Here is a 14,298-nt window from a genome sequence, read left to right as displayed (position 1 = left end):
CGCTTTGATGTACTTGAAAGATAACCAAACTCTGGTTTGCACAGTCTATATACAAGTATTAGGCGATGGCTTTGACTCATCGTGGATCACCAGATATTACGAACTGCGTCACAAATCGACACTCGACGGAATTTGATTAGCATCAGTAACAACATTGCTGGGTGTCTCGCAGTGGATCGCCAGAGGTCTGCCACGATCCAGTCCGGCATCGACCGCCGAAACGCCACCAGGACCGCTATTAATGGCTATTGCTGACATCGTCAGTTACTCGCACCTCGCGCCATCGGACATCGAGGCGCTCGGCGCAGAGCTGGATGCCATTCGCCGCGAGATCGAGCAATCCCGGGGCGCGCGCGACGCGCGCTACATTCATCGCTCGATCGCGTTGCAGCGAGCGCTGGACGTCGCGTCACGGATGGCGATTCTGCTCAGCCCGTCACGCACCGGACGATGGCTGGGCATCGGCGGGCTCGCGGCCTCGAAGTGCATCGAGAACATGGAACTCGGGCACAACATCGGCCACGGGCAGTGGGATTGGATGAACGATCCCGAGGTTCACTCCGCCACGTGGGAATGGGACATGGTCGGGCTGTCATCGCAGTGGCGCTACGCGCACAACTATCGCCACCACGTCTTCACCAATGTGCTCGGCCTCGACGACGACATCGGCTGGGACGTCCTCCGGGTGACCCGTGATCAGCCCTGGCACTGGCGTCATCTGTTCCAGCCGGCTCAAAGCCTTCTGCTGGCAGCCACCTTCGAGTGGGGCATCGCGCTCTATGGCCTGGCTGCCGCCTACAAGCGCACCCAGGATGCCGAGAACAAGGCGACCGCGACGGCCGATTTCGCCACGAAGATCGGTCGTCAGATTCTCAAGGACTACGTGGTCTTTCCGGCGCTGGCGGGCCGGCGCTGGCGACAGGTTCTGGGGGCGATGACGATCGCCAACGTGCTGCGCAATCTGTGGACGCATGTCGTCATCGTCTGCGGACACTTTCCGGACGGCGCGGAGAAATTCACCCCCGAAAGCATCGAAAGCGAGACTCGATCCGACTGGTACCTACGGCAGATGTTGGGCAGCGCCAACATCGATGCCGGTCCCGCGCTGGCCTTTGCCACCGGAAACCTGTGCTACCAGATCGAACACCATTTGTTCCCGGACTTGCCGAGCAACCGGTACCGGGAGATCGCGCCGCGCGTCAGAGCACTGTGCGACAAGTACGACTTGCCCTACAGCACCGGCTCACTGGTCAGACAGTTCCTGCTCGCCCAGCGCACCGTGGTGAAGCTGTCCCTACCCGACCGGCTGTTGACCGCTACATCCGACGACGCGCCGGAGACTGCCTCCGAACGCAGATTCGCCTCCCACACACCGACCGTGCCAGGTGACGGGCTCCGTACTGCTTTGCGTACGTTGCGCGCCCGACGACGACGGCTGTTTCCGAGCGCCGGAGCCTGAAGGTCACCCGCCGATGTCGAGTCCGTGCGCGGCCGCGTAGGCCAGCCCCTGATCGATGTCGACCTTGGCGCCCCGCAGCTTCGCCGTGGTCCAGAACGTCGGATCGGTGCGTGCGCCGCGCAGATCGGCACCCTCGAGGCGGGCGTTCAGCGCCCGTACCCCGCTGAGGTCGGCGCGCTTCAACACCGCTTCGCGCAGGTCGGTGTCGACCAGGTTGGCCTCACGCAGTCGGCAGTCGGACAGGTCGACCTTGCGCAGATCGGCTCCACCGAGCACGGCCAGCGTGAAATCCACCTCGACCAGGGTCAACGGCCGCATCCGGCACTCGGTGAAGGTCGAGCCGAGAAAACTGCAGTGACGAAACGTGCTGTGCCACAGCGATGTCCGACGAAAAACGCAGTTGCGGAACGCGGAACCGACGTGCACGGACTCGGAAAGGTCCACACCGGAGAAGTCGCATTCGGTGAACACCACCCGCTCGGTGCTCAGCCGGCTGAGATCGTCGTCGCGAAAGTCGTGCCCGTCGAACTCCCGGTCGGCAACACGTGCGTCCACGCGCTCAGCCGGTGGGCGCGAGCCGGCTCAACGCGTACTCGGCGACCGTGATCAACGCGGCCTTGGCCGAGTCGCGGCTGCGCGCGTCAACCGACATCACCGGCACGTGCTCGGACAGCGCGAGTGCGGAGCGGACCGCCGACAGCGAATGCCGCGGTGCGCCGTCGAAGTCATTGACGGCAACCAGGAAGGGGAGATTGCGGGCCTCGAAAAAATCCACCGCCGCAAAGCTGTCCGCCAGCCGGCGGACGTCCACCAGGATGATCGCGCCGATCGCGCCGCGCACGAGGTCGTCCCACATGAACCAGAACCGGCGCTGCCCGGGCGTGCCGAACAGGTAGAGTACCAGATCGTCGCCGAGGCTGATCCGACCGAAGTCCATGGCCACCGTGGTGGTCGTCTTCATCGGGGTGGCGTCCAGTCCGTCGACGCCTTCCGAGGCGTTGGTCACCAGCGCCTCGGTGCGCAGCGGCACGATCTCCGACACCGCGCCGACGAAGGTCGTCTTGCCTGCACCGAAACCGCCGGAGATGACGATCTTGGTGGATGCCGCCCTCCTAGAGTGCCCTGAGACCACGCAGAGTCCTCCCGATCAGTTCTCGTTGTTCGTCGGCCGTCGCGGCCTCACCGAGGGTGGCGTGCACCCGCACATAACCCTGCACCACCAGATCACCGACGAGCACCCGCGCCACGCCGAGCGGCAGTGAGAGATGCGCGGCAATCTCGGCCACCGATGGACGTGCGGCGCACAGCGACAGGATCTGGCCGCGGACGTCGTTGCCCGGCCAACGCGGCGGTTGCGCCGGATCCACGGCGCCCACGGACGCCTCGAGCGGAAGATCGACCCCGGAGTCGGTGCGGCCCGCGGTCAGCGTGTACGGCCGGACCAGACTCGGCTCCTGGGTACCGTCGCCCTCCCGTTGGTCCACGTGCCGCTCACGAGTGCTGCGGGGCGCGTCGAGCCGACTGGACCACCGAACCCACCTGCTCGACCAGGACGGCCATCTCGTACCCGATCTGGCCGATGTCGCAGTTGTGGATCGCCAGGGCCGCGAGGTTGGAACCGTCACCGACCCGCATCAACAGCAGATAGCCGTTCTCCATCTCGACCACCGACTGCAGCACGTAGCCGCCGTCGAACAGTTGCGCCGCGCCGGTCGACAGACTCGCCAGGCCGGAGGCGACCGCGGCGAGCTGATCGGCCCGCTCCCCCGGCATGTGCTCGCTGGCGGCCAGCAGCAGGCCGTCAGCCGACACCAGGATGGCGTGCGATACCCCGGACACCTCGCGGGCGAAACGGGCCACCAGCCAGTCGAGCGATTCGCGCTGATGCGAGTCGGTCATTCGGTGTCGGCTCCTCCGCTCTGCTGCGCTCGGGTGCGCGCGGCGTGCACGCCGCCGAAATGGCTGCCGATGCTGGACCGGACGGCCTCGGGATCCCGACCGTTGCCCGATGCTACCGGCCGATGGTGACCGTTGCCCGTGGCCTCCTCGGCCGCTCCGGGCACCAACCGCGCACCGGGCTGACGCACGGGCAGGCCCTCGACGGTGCGGTCGAGGACCGGCGCGCTCTCCGCGGCTGCCGCCGCCGACCAGCCGTGATCCCAGACCGTCTGCCAGTTCAGGTCGGTGCTGTGGGACAGCTCGTGCGGATCGACGAGCCACTCGGACAACATCTTCTGATAGATCGCATCGTCGGAGTCGACCTCGGGGGCCGCATGACGCGAGTGCCTGTCGTGGGCAGCCGGCGGTGGAGTCTCGGGCCGCTGAGGAGTCTCGGGCTGCTGTGGAGCGTCGGGCTGCGTCCGGGGACCGAAGAACGCGGCGACGTCGGCGCGGGCGGCCGGCTGCGCGGGCTGGACAGGCTCGGCGGCGGCGACGCCGAGCCCGCTGGCGCCGGGCTGGCGCTGCGGCAACAGCTCGGCTGGTGCAGCGGCGACGGCCGGCACGATCTCGTCGACCCGGGCGGGTTCGGCGTACGGCTGCTCGTCGAGGGCAAGCGCGGTGGCGATACCGGCGTGCGCGTCGACGATCTGTTCGTCGGGACCGAACACCGCGCCACCGCCCGCGGCGAGCTGCTCGGCCGGTACGTACACGCCGGCGGTGGTGCCCGACCCTGGTTCCCCCGACACGGTGCTGCGCAGCCGAACCACCAGAGCGTGCTGGGCGGCCAGTCGGCCCACCACAAAAAGGCCCATGTGTCGGGCGGTGTACGGGTTGACCTCGCCGCCGGACTGCAGTCGGGTGTTCGCCACCCGCAGATCGGATTCCGTCATGCCCAGGCCGGTGTCGGCGACCTCGAGCACCAGGCCACCGTTGCCGGTGTGCACCGCCGACACCTTGACCTGCGAGGTGGGCGGTGAATACCGAAGCGCATTGTCGATCAGTTCGGCGAGCAGGTGCACCATGTCACCGGCGACCGCTCCGGAGATCTCGCTGTCGGGCAGACCCGCGGTGACGATTCGGGTGTAGTCCTCCACCTCGGAGGCCGCCGCGTTGACGAGTGCGGTGACGGCCACCGGGGTGGCCTGCTCGCGGGGAATGCGCGCGCCCGCCAGCACCATCAGGTTGGCGCCGTTGCGGCGCATCCGGGCCGCCAGATGGTCGAGCCGGAAGAGGCTCTCGAGCCGGTCGGGATCCTCCTCGTTGCGCTCGAGCCGATCGATGAGAGACAGCTGCTGATCAACGAGCGACCGGTTACGACGCGACAGGGTTTCGAACATGTCGGTGACCTGGAGCTGCAGCCGGGCCTGCTCACCGGCCAACTGCACCGCCTGCTCGTGCAGTTCGTCGACGGCGTGCGCGACCTGGCCGATCTCCTCGGAGGTGTGCACCGGAATGGGCTGCACTCCGAACGGCTTACCGTCGCTGCGGACCCGCTCGACCTCGCGGGCGAGGTCCTCGTGCGCCACCTGCAGCGCGCTGTCGCGCAGCGTGCGCAGCGGCCGCACCAGCGTGCGGGCCACCAAGGTGACCAGCAGCAGCGCGATCACGATCGCCGCGACGACCAGGACGGCGTCACGGATCGCGGCGGTGCGGGCGTCACCGGCCTGCGAGTCGACGGTCGCCGGAATCGACTCGGCGGTCTCGGCGATCAGATCGCCGGCGATGCCACGGGTGACCTGCTGGGACGCCAGCAGCTCAGGATTGCCGACAAGAACAGAGGCGGGCTCGGACAGCACCGACATCCGCTTGACCATCTCCGACCGCAGGGCTGCCGCCTGGTCGGTGGCGCCCCCGAGGAACGCACCCATCGCCGACACGGTCGACGGCTCGGTCCCCGCCAGCGTGATCATCGCCGAGCGCAGCACCGGTTCGGGAAGGTCGCCGCCGCGGTTGACGAGCATCTGCTGCATCGCCATCTGCCCGCGCGCGCCGACAGCCCGGGACAGCGCAGCCCCCTGGGACTGCACGCTCTGGTCGTCGCTGCCGACCAGGCCGGTGATGGCCGTCTCGGCGGTGACCAGCAGCGGCGCGTAGGTCATCACGCGGCCCCGCAGATCGACGGAGTTGCCCATGATCTTGCCGACCAGGTCCTGGCCGTAGTCGAGCAGCGTGTTGGTGGCGAGACGGACGTCATCGGGGACATCGGTGTCGGCGAGTTGCTGTTCGAGCGCAGTCCTGCGGGAGTCGAACGTGCTCAGCGCAGACTGGGAATCGCCGCCCTCGGTCGCGGTGACCATCGTGTCCTCGAGGGCAGCCATGTAGTCGGCGACGGCCGGCACCATGTCGGCGCGCTCGGCGGCGTGCTGCAGGTCGATCGCCTCGGTGGTGCTGGCGTAGATGCGCAGACCGCCGAAGACACCGGCGAGCAGCAGTGGCACCAGGACGATGGCGAGCACTTTCCAGCGGACCGGCCAGTTGGACAGGGCCAGCCGCGACGGCCGCTGGGCCGGGTGCCCGGGCTTCATGGGCGACCCACGCTGTCGGCGGGGCGCCCGCAGTTCATCAATCGAGCGTCGGTCATAAGGCTTCCTGCTGATGTCGCCCTCGCGCGGACGGGCCTGCTACGCCTGGCAATTCGACGAGTATGCCAGCCAAGTCACCCGGATTCCACAATTCACACTGAACAGCGAAGCCCGCAAACCCGTGACCAAAACGTTGCGCGCTTCCGCAGCAAACTCATTCGAGGGGTGCGCCGTCGCGTCGGCCGAACCGAGAGGGGATCGTTACCCCTTCGAAGTCGGGAGAAGACAACGGACACGGCATAATTGACGCACAGCAGAGTGATTGGAATTACACAGCTACGGGTAGTGTGATCCACAACACGGAGGTGCGTTATGTATCGCGACGACGATGACCTGTCCACTCTGGCCGATCTCGCACTGATCGTCGACTCCCCCATGATGAGGGTGATGAGCGGCGAAGTCGTGGACGTCGAAACGCACACCGGTCTGGTGGTCATCGCCGCGTACGAAGAGGAACTCGGCCTCTCAGCGTAAGAACCGCTGTCGACCGATGGTCAGACTTCACGTCACACGCACCATCCGCGCGTCCCCCGAGCGGGTCTTCGACTGGCTGGCGGACCCGGTCAACCTCGCCGCCGGCCCCCTCATACTCAGAGCGGGCTACGTCAAAGGGGCGACACCCGGCCCCGGTGCGGTGCGCGAAGCGATTGCAGTGGGCATGTGGCTGCGCGAAGAGATCACGTTGTACGACGCGCCGCGCAGCTACTCGTACAAGATCGTGCGCGCAGTGCCGGCCTTCGACCACGAAGGCGGCACGGTGATATGCACTCCGTCCGAGCACGGAACCCATGTCGACTGGTTGACCACCTACACGCATCCGATTCGCGCGGGCGGCAGAGCACTGGAAACCATCACTGCACCGCTGATCCGATCCACCTTCGCGGCGATCCTCGCCGGGTGTGAGAAAGCTCTGACGAAGTAGGCGTCGAACCTCCGCACAAACCCGCTGTCGACGAGCGGCCCCGCGCGCTCTACCGTCGTCGGATGTTCCGGGTGATGTTCTATTCGCCTCGCATCGCTCCCAATACGGGCAATGCCATCCGCATGGTGGCGGGTACCGGGTGTGAACTGCATCTGGTCGAACCGTTGGGCTTCGACCTGTCCGAACCGAAGTTGCGCCGCGCCGGCCTCGACTACCACGACCTCGCATCGGTGACCGTGCATCGGGACCTCGCAGCAGCCTGGGAGGTGCTGATGCCGGCCCGAGTCTTCGCCTTCACTGCACACGCCACGGCGTCGTTCGCCGACATCGCCTACGAACCCGGCGACGTGTTGATGTTCGGCCCGGAACCCACCGGCCTCGATCAGTCGACGCTGAGCGACCCGCACCTCACCGCCCAGGCGAGAATTCCGATGCTCAGCGGCCGACGGTCGCTGAACCTGTCCAACGCCGCCGCCGTCGCCGTCTACGAGGCCTGGCGACAGCAGGGGTTTACCGGGGCGGTGTGATCCGGGTGGGTTACCAGGTGTCCCAGTGGGTCAACTGCTCGGCGGGCAGTCGCTTGGCCAACCGGAAGTCGGTGCCCTTGGTGTACGCGATCGGGAACAGCCCGGCCTGGCTGTAGTTCTCGAACGGGATGCCGAGCAGTTCGGCGGTCTGCCGCTCGCCGTCGCCGAGCAGGTGCAGGGTCGTCCACGCCGAGCCCAGTCCACGGGACCGCAACGCCAGCATGAAACTCCACGCCGCGGGCAGCAGGGAGCCCCAGAATCCGGCGCTGGCCCCTGACACGGTGTCCTGCGGTTTCCCTTCCAAGCACGGGATCAGCATCACCGGCACTTCGTGAAGGTGATCGTTGAGATACCTCGCGGAGTCCTCTACCCGGGGTCGCTGCTCGTCGCGCATGTCGCCGGTCTGCGGTTTGGGCTGGTTCAGGTACGGCGTCGCGTTGGTGCGGTAGATGTCGGCGATCGCCTTCTTCTTCTCCGGGTCCTCGACGAACACCCATTGCCATCCTTGGTTGTTCGAGCCGGTGGGCGCTTGCAGCGCGATGTCGAGGCACTCCATCAGAACCTCGCGCGGAACCGGTTTGTCAAAATCCAGCCGCTTGCGTACCGAACGCGTGGTGGTCAGGACTTCATCGGCAGACAGGTTCAAGGTCATTTCCCGAGACTACATTCGGTGCCGCTGCCGGAATTGCATACCAGCAGGGGGTCATTGGAAGTCGCGGGACTTCGACGCCACCCGCATGCCGAGCTTGTCCATCCGCTCGGCGATCACCGTGACCGCGCCGGTGGCGTTCTGCACGATGCCGCGGACCACCAGAGCCGACGCCGTCTGGGCCAGCCGGCGGTGGCGTGACCACACCCCTCGTGAGCACAGCACGTTGACCATCCCCGTCTCGTCCTCGAGGTTCATGAACGTCACCCCCTGAGCCGTGGCGGGTCGCTGCCGATGGGTGACCGCACCGGCGACCAGCACCCGGGTCCCGTCGGGCACCGACAGCAACCGGTCGGCGGGGATCACCCCCAGCGCATCGAGGTCCTCGCGCAGGAACTGGGTCGGATAGCTGTCCGGTGACACCCCCGTCGCCCACACGTCGGCGGCGGCCAACTCCAACTCGGTCATCCCGGGCAACGACGGGACGTGCGACGCCGACCCGACCCCCGGCAGCCGGTCGGGACGCTGCGTGGCTGCTGCTCCCGCGGCCCACAGCCCTTCCCGTCGGGAGGATCCGAAACAGCCCAGCGCCCCCGCAGTGGCCAGCGCCTCGGTCTGGGGAACCGACAGCTGCAGCCTTCCGGTCAGATCGAGCAGAGAAGCGAAGGGCCCGTTGATGTTCCGATCGTCGACCAATCGCTGCGCCAATTCGTCGCCGAGGTGACGCACGCTGCCGAGTCCGAGTCGCACCTCCAGGCCCGCGTTCTCCAGCGTGGCGTGTGCGAGGCTGGCGTTGACGTCAGGTCCGTGCACGAGGACACCGTGCCTGCGGGCGTCGGCGACCAGCGACTGTGGTGAATAGAAACCCATCGGCTGGGCCCGCAGCAGCGCCGCACAGAACGCCGCGGGATGGTGCAGTTTGAACCACGACGAGTAGAACACCAGCGACGCAAAACTCAGTGAATGGCTTTCCGGGAAACCGAAGTTGGCAAAAGCCTCCAACTTCTCGTAGATGCGCTCGGCCACCTCCCCGGTGATACCGTGCAACCCGGCCATCCCGTCGAAGAACCGACTCCGCAACTGCCGCATCTTCTCCGTCGAACGTTTGGAACCCATCGCACGACGCAACTGGTCGGCTTCGGCCGCGGAGAACCCGGCGCAGTCGACGGCCAACTGCATCAGCTGCTCCTGGAAAAGCGGCACCCCCAACGTCTTTCGCAGCGCCGACTCCATCGACGGATGGTCGTAGGTGACCTGCTCCAACCCGTTGCGCCGCTTGATGTACGGATGCACCGACCCGCCCTGGATCGGTCCCGGACGGATCAGAGCCACCTCGACCACGAGGTCGTAGAACACCCGCGGTTTCAGCCGGGGCAGCGTGGCCATCTGGGCGCGCGACTCCACTTGGAACACCCCGACGGAGTCCGCCCGCTGCAGCATCTCGTAGACCGCCTGCTCGCCGAGGTCCAGCCTGGACAGGTCCACGGTGATGCCTTTGTGCTCGGCTACCAGATCGATCGCATAGTGCAGCGCCGAGAGCATGCCCAGGCCCAGCAGGTCGAACTTCACCAAACCGATTGCGGCACAGTCGTCTTTGTCCCACTGCAACACACTGCGATTCTCCATCCTGGCCCATTCGACCGGGCACACGTCGGCGATCGGGCGGTCGCAGATCACCATGCCGCCGGAATGGATGCCCATGTGCCTGGGCAGGTTGGAGATCTGCATGGCCAGATCGACCACCTGGTCCGGAATGCCCTCCACATCAGGCGAGTCGGCAAGGCCGTTCCACCGGCTGATCTGCTTGCTCCAGGCATCCTGCTGTCCCTGCGAAAACCCCAGTGCGCGAGCCATGTCCCGCACCGCGCTGCGACCGCGGTAGGTGATCACGTTGGCCACCTGCGCTGCGTACTCACGACCGTAGCGCTGGTAGACGTACTGGATCACGTTCTCCCGCAGATCGGATTCGATGTCGATGTCGATGTCGGGCGGACCGTCGCGGGCCGGCGACAGAAAGCGCTCGAACAGCAACTCGTTGGCGACCGGGTCGACGTTGGTGACCTTGAGTGCGTAACAGACCGCCGAGTTGGCCGCCGAACCCCGACCCTGAGCCAGGATGTTGTTGAGCCGGCAGAACCGGGTGATGTCGTGCACCACAAGGAAGTAGCCGGGAAAGCCCAACTGTTCGATGACGTTGAGCTCATGTTCGATCTGGGTGTACGCGCGGGGTGCGCGCTCCGGTGGGCCGTAGCGGTCCCGGGCGCCGTCGGCGACCAGATGCCGGAGCCAGCTGATCTCGGTGTGTCCGTCGGGCACGTCGAACGGCGGCAGTTGCGGCGCGATCAGAGCCAGCCCGAAAGCGCACTGCTCACCGAGTTCGGCGGCAGCGGTCACCACCTCCGGGCAGTGTGCAAAAAGCTGCGCCATCTCGTCTCCGGATCGCAGATGCGAACCACCCAGCGGTGCGAGATAACCCGCCGCTTCGTCCATGGATCGCCTGGCCCGAATCGCACCCATCGCCATGGCAAGCCGGCCGCGGGCGGGTGCGGCGAAGTGCGCCGCGGTGGTGGCGACAACACCGAGGCCGAAGCGGGGTGCCAACTCGCTCAGTGCCGCATTACGCTCATCGTCGAGCGGGTGGCCGTGGTGGCTGAGCTCGACGCTGACGCGGTCGCGGCCGAACCGGTCCACCAGGTCCGCGAGGGCCGCCGCGGCGGCATCCGGACCACCTGTCGAAAGAGCCTGACGGACATGGCCTTTGCGGCACCCGGTCAGGATCTGCCAGTGCCCACCCGCAGCCTCGGTCAGTGCGTCGAAGTCGTAGCGCAACGTGCCCTTCTCGCCGCCGGCCAGATGCGCGACCGCCAATTGCCTCGACAGTCGCCGATACCCTTCCGGTCCTCGGGCGAGCACCAGCAGGTGCGGTCCGGGCGGGTCGGGCTCGTCGGTGCGGCTTCCCCCTCCCAACGACAACTCCGCACCGAACACCGTGGCCACCCCCAGCTCCTTGGCCGCCTCGGCGAACCGCACCACGCCGTAGAGCCCGTCGTGGTCGGTCAGCGCGATGGCCCGCAGGTCGAGCCGGGCAGCCTCTTCCACGAGTTCTTCGGGTGTACTGGCCCCGTCGAGAAAGCTGTAGGCCGAATGGCTGTGCAGTTCCGCGTAGGACCGAGCAGAACCCGACCGTTGGATCCCGACCGCCTCGTACTCGCCCCGCTTGCGCGACCAGGCCGGACTGTCACCACCATCGCCGGGCGGCTGACTCATCGGCACCCCGCTGCGGCGCGGCTTGCTGGTGAGGACGCGCTCCATCTCCGTCCAGGTCGACGGACCGTCGTTCCAACCCACCTCGCCAATCTATCGAACAATTGTTCGATCGTCGAGGTCGTTGCTCAGCCGGTCCTGCCGTGTTCCGGTGAGTCGTCCTCGTCGGTCTGGTCCTCCCCCAGCTTGGGCCGCAGCACGTACCGAACCTGATTGCCGCCGGCCATCCGCGCCTGCTCGATGGCGGTGGTCGCGATCGCGATCAACTTGTCGACCACTTCGTCGGGAGGCTCGGCCGCCAGCGGAGCCAACGGTGTGACGACCACACCGATACTGGCCGTCAGACGTTGCGGCGTGACGGCGATCGCGCCGCGGATCCGCTCCACCAGCGGCGAGGAGTCGGCGCTGGTGAACGTGTCGGCGACGAGGAAGTCGTTGAAACCGCCCTCGGAGATGTGCGCGACGATCGCGTTGTGCCTGACGGTCTCGCGCAGCGCCTGCGACACCGCCACGCGCGCGCGGTCGCCGCCACGCTCGCCCGACAATCCGATCAGCAGCGAGAAACTGTCGATGTTCACGGCCACCACGACCAGGTACTGGTCGTCGCTGCGACTGCGCGAAGCCAGCAGCGTGGCCACGTTGCGGTAGAACGCATCACGGTGCAACAGGCCGGTCAGTTGCTCGATGTCACTGTGGTGGGCGTCGGGCTGAATCAACTTGATCGCCGCCCGGCAGGTGAAGGCGATGAAGACGTTGAGCAGGATCACCACACCCGCGGCACACACGTCCAGCGCAAGGTCTGTCGGCGCCAACCGGATGAACAACACCGCCAGAACCGACACGGCGATCGGCCAGATCACCCACAGCAGTCGATACGTGTGGAAGCACACCACAAAGGCGGTCAGCACCACATAGGTGGTGGCGCCGAGGAAGCCGACGATCGGACTCGGGACGATGAGCGCGGACCCGCCGATGGCAAAAGACCCGACCACGACACAGCCCAGCGACTGCGCCCTGGTGGGCCAGTGGTGGCGCAGCCACAGCATCGCCATCGAAAGACTGGCGATGGCGATGGCGATGGCGATGATCCGGGTGGGTAGGTTCGGCGGCCCGAGTCGACTGGTCATCAACACCAGCGGAATCAGTCCGGTAGCCGCGATGCAGACCGCCACCAGGCGGCAGGTCATGGTCTGCAGACCACGTGAGGCGAGGACCGCAGTAAACCAGTAGTACTGATCGGTTCGCCACAGTGCAGGCCCTATTGATGCAACCGGAGAACTCCGCAAACCATCAAACATTCACCCACCCCGGATGTGGCCATCCTCGCTCCAGTTCAAAACCCCCTCGCACAGAGGAAGGCTACCAGCCAGCAAACATTTGCACAGAGAAAGGGAAAGTGCTGTCTCAGCCGGCGTATTCGGCCACGCCGTCCTCGAGCACCAGACGGGCTTCCGACCCGTCCGGGTTCGCGGCCTCGGTGCGGAACACGGCGCGACCGGACTCCACACGCCAGATCGACGTCGTCAGGGTGTCGCCGGGCAGGACCGGCGAGGTGAAGCGGGCCGAGATCGCCGTGATCTTCGACGCGTCACCTCCGCCGAGGTCGGCGACCAGCGCTCGTCCGGCAACCCCGTAGGTGCACAGGCCGTGCAGGATCGGTCGGGGGAATCCGGCCAGTTCGCGGGCGAACCACGGGTCGCTGTGCAGCGGGTTGCGATCCCCGGAGAGCCGGTAGATCAGTGCCTGGTCCTCACGGGTGGGCAGCGCCACCCGTGCGTCGGGATCACGCTCGGGGATCTCGGGCGCGGCCGGGCGCTGACCCGGCTGCCCTCCGAAGCCGCCCTCCCCGCGGATGACCAGGGTGGTGAGGGTTTCGGCGACGGCCTGACCGCTGTCCGGGTCGCTGCCGGTGGCCTTGAGCATCACAATCGCGTTCTTGCCCTCGCCCTTGTCCTGGATGTCGGCCACCTCGCAGACCACGCTGAGCTTGCCGGCCGGGGGCAGCGGCGCGAACACCCGGATGGCCTGGGATCCGTGCAGCAGCTTGCTGAAGTTGAACGAGCCGATCTTGGCCGCGGCGGCGAACGGTGAGCAGGCGATGACGGCGTAGGTGGGCAGCACCTGCTGCTCGATGTCGTGGCTGTTCTCGGTGGTGAAGGCGAGATCGTCGAGGCCGGCCCCGACGCCGAGCGCATACAGCAGCGTGTCGCGGTCGGTCCATTCGAAGATCTGGGGCGGGGTAGTGGCGCCGACGGCGTTCGGATCGATGGGCATGGACGCGACACTAGCGTGCCCGATTTCAGGCGTCCGGGTGGTCCTTCGGCACACATATCGTGCCGACGATCTTGTCGGCGAACGTCTGCCGCCGCGAATCCCACAGCGGCCACAAGAAACCGATGCAGAGAAACAGGTCGACGAGGAAGTGGACGAGCAGGCGCGCTGTGGACTGTGCGAATCCGATTGGTTGCCAGGTCTTTTCGCTGACGACCTTGAACTTCAGCAACGACTTACCCACGCTCGAACCCGTCTTGCCCTGTCGGTAGCCCCAGTTCCACAGGCAGAAGGCCAGCCCCAGGGCATACGAAGCCAGCGCGGCGAGCAGGGCGAGCGTCAGAAGGGTGTCCCCATTTGAGGAGACCGCCCAGCCGCAGTGCCCGACGTCGGTCGTGTCGACGCTGAGAAACGCGCAGTCCGTGGCGATCTGGCCGATCAGCCCAGCGGTAACGAAGACGACGGCAGCGGGGACGATGTCGACTGCGAACGCGCCGAGCCGGGTGATCCACGGCGTGTAGGCCTGTGTCGGCAGTGCGGGGAGCGTCGGCTGAGGCGGCGGCACTGTGGCTCCCCAGGCAGTGCCGTCCCAGTATCGATGTCCGGCTTTCGCCGATGGGTCTGGGTACCAGCCGGGCGGTGGAAGTGATCCATTGGCCATGTCAGATCGACTCGCATCCTCG

At 66.7% G+C, this 14,298-nt stretch carries 14 protein-coding genes; 4 read left to right on the top strand and 10 right to left on the bottom strand.

Annotated features, from left to right (window positions below; translation table 11 throughout):
- Positions 1-241 precede the first annotated feature (241 nt).
- Positions 242-1,459 carry an acyl-CoA desaturase gene (locus ABDC78_RS06555; protein WP_178358920.1) on the top strand — a complete coding sequence of 406 codons (1,218 nt, stop codon included), beginning with the start codon at positions 242-244 and terminating at the stop codon, positions 1,457-1,459.
- Positions 1,460-1,462: 3 nt separating this feature from the next.
- On the opposite strand, the gene ABDC78_RS06550 is transcribed toward ABDC78_RS06555, so the two are convergent.
- The 5 genes from ABDC78_RS06550 to ABDC78_RS06530 are packed head-to-tail and all read right to left on the bottom strand — an operon-like array spanning position 1,463 to position 5,925.
- Positions 1,463-2,014, bottom strand: a complete 552-nt coding sequence (locus ABDC78_RS06550; RefSeq protein ID WP_178358919.1) for a pentapeptide repeat-containing protein — start codon at positions 2,012-2,014, stop codon at positions 1,463-1,465.
- 4 nt (positions 2,015-2,018) lie between these two features.
- On the bottom strand, positions 2,019-2,591 hold the full coding sequence (locus tag ABDC78_RS06545) for an ATP/GTP-binding protein (RefSeq protein ID WP_178358918.1): 573 nt from the start codon (positions 2,589-2,591) through the stop codon (positions 2,019-2,021).
- A complete protein-coding gene (locus ABDC78_RS06540) occupies positions 2,572-2,943 on the bottom strand; it encodes a DUF742 domain-containing protein (RefSeq protein ID WP_178358917.1) in 372 nt (123 codons plus the stop codon). Before ABDC78_RS06540 ends, ABDC78_RS06545 begins: the two co-directional genes overlap by 20 nt.
- Before the next feature lie 7 nt (positions 2,944-2,950).
- Positions 2,951-3,358 (bottom strand): roadblock/LC7 domain-containing protein, encoded by a 408-nt coding sequence (locus tag ABDC78_RS06535; RefSeq protein ID WP_178358916.1) that lies wholly within the window; start codon positions 3,356-3,358, stop codon positions 2,951-2,953.
- A complete protein-coding gene (locus ABDC78_RS06530) occupies positions 3,355-5,925 on the bottom strand; it encodes an ATP-binding protein (RefSeq protein ID WP_178358915.1) in 2,571 nt (856 codons plus the stop codon). The genes ABDC78_RS06535 and ABDC78_RS06530 overlap by 4 nt, the downstream gene beginning before the upstream one ends.
- Positions 5,926-6,294: 369 nt before the next feature.
- Here ABDC78_RS06530 and ABDC78_RS06525 point away from each other — a divergent pair, with 369 nt between their 5' ends.
- The 3 genes from ABDC78_RS06525 (at position 6,295) to ABDC78_RS06515 (ending at position 7,431) form a co-directional block, all read left to right on the top strand.
- On the top strand, positions 6,295-6,456 hold the full coding sequence (locus ABDC78_RS06525; protein WP_178358914.1) for a hypothetical protein: 162 nt from the start codon (positions 6,295-6,297) through the stop codon (positions 6,454-6,456).
- Between the two features lie 16 nt (positions 6,457-6,472).
- Positions 6,473-6,904, top strand: coding sequence for an SRPBCC family protein (locus ABDC78_RS06520; RefSeq protein ID WP_178358913.1), 432 nt, complete (start codon positions 6,473-6,475; stop codon positions 6,902-6,904).
- Positions 6,905-6,966: 62 nt separating this feature from the next.
- On the top strand, positions 6,967-7,431 hold the full coding sequence (locus tag ABDC78_RS06515) for a tRNA (cytidine(34)-2'-O)-methyltransferase (protein WP_178358912.1): 465 nt from the start codon (positions 6,967-6,969) through the stop codon (positions 7,429-7,431).
- Between the two features lie 10 nt (positions 7,432-7,441).
- Here ABDC78_RS06515 and ABDC78_RS06510 read toward each other — a convergent pair whose 3' ends face one another.
- The 5 genes from ABDC78_RS06510 to ABDC78_RS06490 all read right to left on the bottom strand — a co-directional run bounded on the left by ABDC78_RS06510 (position 7,442) and on the right by ABDC78_RS06490 (position 14,180).
- Positions 7,442-8,083 carry a nitroreductase family protein gene (locus tag ABDC78_RS06510; RefSeq protein ID WP_178358911.1) on the bottom strand — a complete coding sequence of 214 codons (642 nt, stop codon included), beginning with the start codon at positions 8,081-8,083 and terminating at the stop codon, positions 7,442-7,444.
- Positions 8,084-8,134: 51 nt separating this feature from the next.
- Positions 8,135-11,428 carry an error-prone DNA polymerase gene (locus ABDC78_RS06505; protein ID WP_178358910.1) on the bottom strand — a complete coding sequence of 1,098 codons (3,294 nt, stop codon included), beginning with the start codon at positions 11,426-11,428 and terminating at the stop codon, positions 8,135-8,137.
- Positions 11,429-11,472: 44 nt separating this feature from the next.
- Positions 11,473-12,531 (bottom strand): GGDEF domain-containing protein, encoded by a 1,059-nt coding sequence (locus ABDC78_RS06500; protein ID WP_256736065.1) that lies wholly within the window; start codon positions 12,529-12,531, stop codon positions 11,473-11,475.
- 217 nt (positions 12,532-12,748) lie between these two features.
- Entirely contained in the window at positions 12,749-13,618 is an 870-nt protein-coding gene (locus ABDC78_RS06495; RefSeq protein WP_178358908.1) for a MaoC/PaaZ C-terminal domain-containing protein, read from the bottom strand.
- Positions 13,619-13,643: 25 nt separating this feature from the next.
- The gene (locus tag ABDC78_RS06490; RefSeq protein WP_347133346.1) at positions 13,644-14,180 is read right to left on the bottom strand and encodes an RDD family protein; all 537 of its coding nucleotides are present in this window, start codon (positions 14,178-14,180) and stop codon (positions 13,644-13,646) included.
- Positions 14,181-14,298 lie beyond the last annotated feature (118 nt).

Origin of the sequence: Mycobacterium sp. DL, assembly GCF_039729195.1 — a bacterium.
Lineage (GTDB): Bacteria > Actinomycetota > Actinomycetes > Mycobacteriales > Mycobacteriaceae > Mycobacterium > Mycobacterium hippocampi_A.
The sequence above is the reverse complement of the archived record's forward strand: the minus strand, read 5'-3'. Positions and strand labels throughout refer to the sequence as shown.

Excerpts from the sequence above, each read along its gene's own strand:
- ABDC78_RS06555 (WP_178358920.1), top strand. The coding sequence starts at position 242 with ATGGCTATTGCTGACATCGTCAGTTACTCGCACCTCGCGCCATCGGAC.
- ABDC78_RS06535 (WP_178358916.1), bottom strand. The coding sequence starts at position 3,358 with ATGACCGACTCGCATCAGCGCGAATCGCTCGACTGGCTGGTGGCCCGT.
- ABDC78_RS06530 (WP_178358915.1), bottom strand. The coding sequence starts at position 5,925 with ATGAAGCCCGGGCACCCGGCCCAGCGGCCGTCGCGGCTGGCCCTGTCC.
- ABDC78_RS06525 (WP_178358914.1), top strand. The coding sequence starts at position 6,295 with ATGTATCGCGACGACGATGACCTGTCCACTCTGGCCGATCTCGCACTG.
- ABDC78_RS06520 (WP_178358913.1), top strand. The coding sequence starts at position 6,473 with ATGGTCAGACTTCACGTCACACGCACCATCCGCGCGTCCCCCGAGCGG.
- ABDC78_RS06515 (WP_178358912.1), top strand. The coding sequence starts at position 6,967 with ATGTTCCGGGTGATGTTCTATTCGCCTCGCATCGCTCCCAATACGGGC.
- ABDC78_RS06510 (WP_178358911.1), bottom strand. The coding sequence starts at position 8,083 with ATGACCTTGAACCTGTCTGCCGATGAAGTCCTGACCACCACGCGTTCG.
- ABDC78_RS06500 (WP_256736065.1), bottom strand. The coding sequence starts at position 12,531 with ATGACCTGCCGCCTGGTGGCGGTCTGCATCGCGGCTACCGGACTGATT.
- ABDC78_RS06495 (WP_178358908.1), bottom strand. The coding sequence starts at position 13,618 with ATGCCCATCGATCCGAACGCCGTCGGCGCCACTACCCCGCCCCAGATC.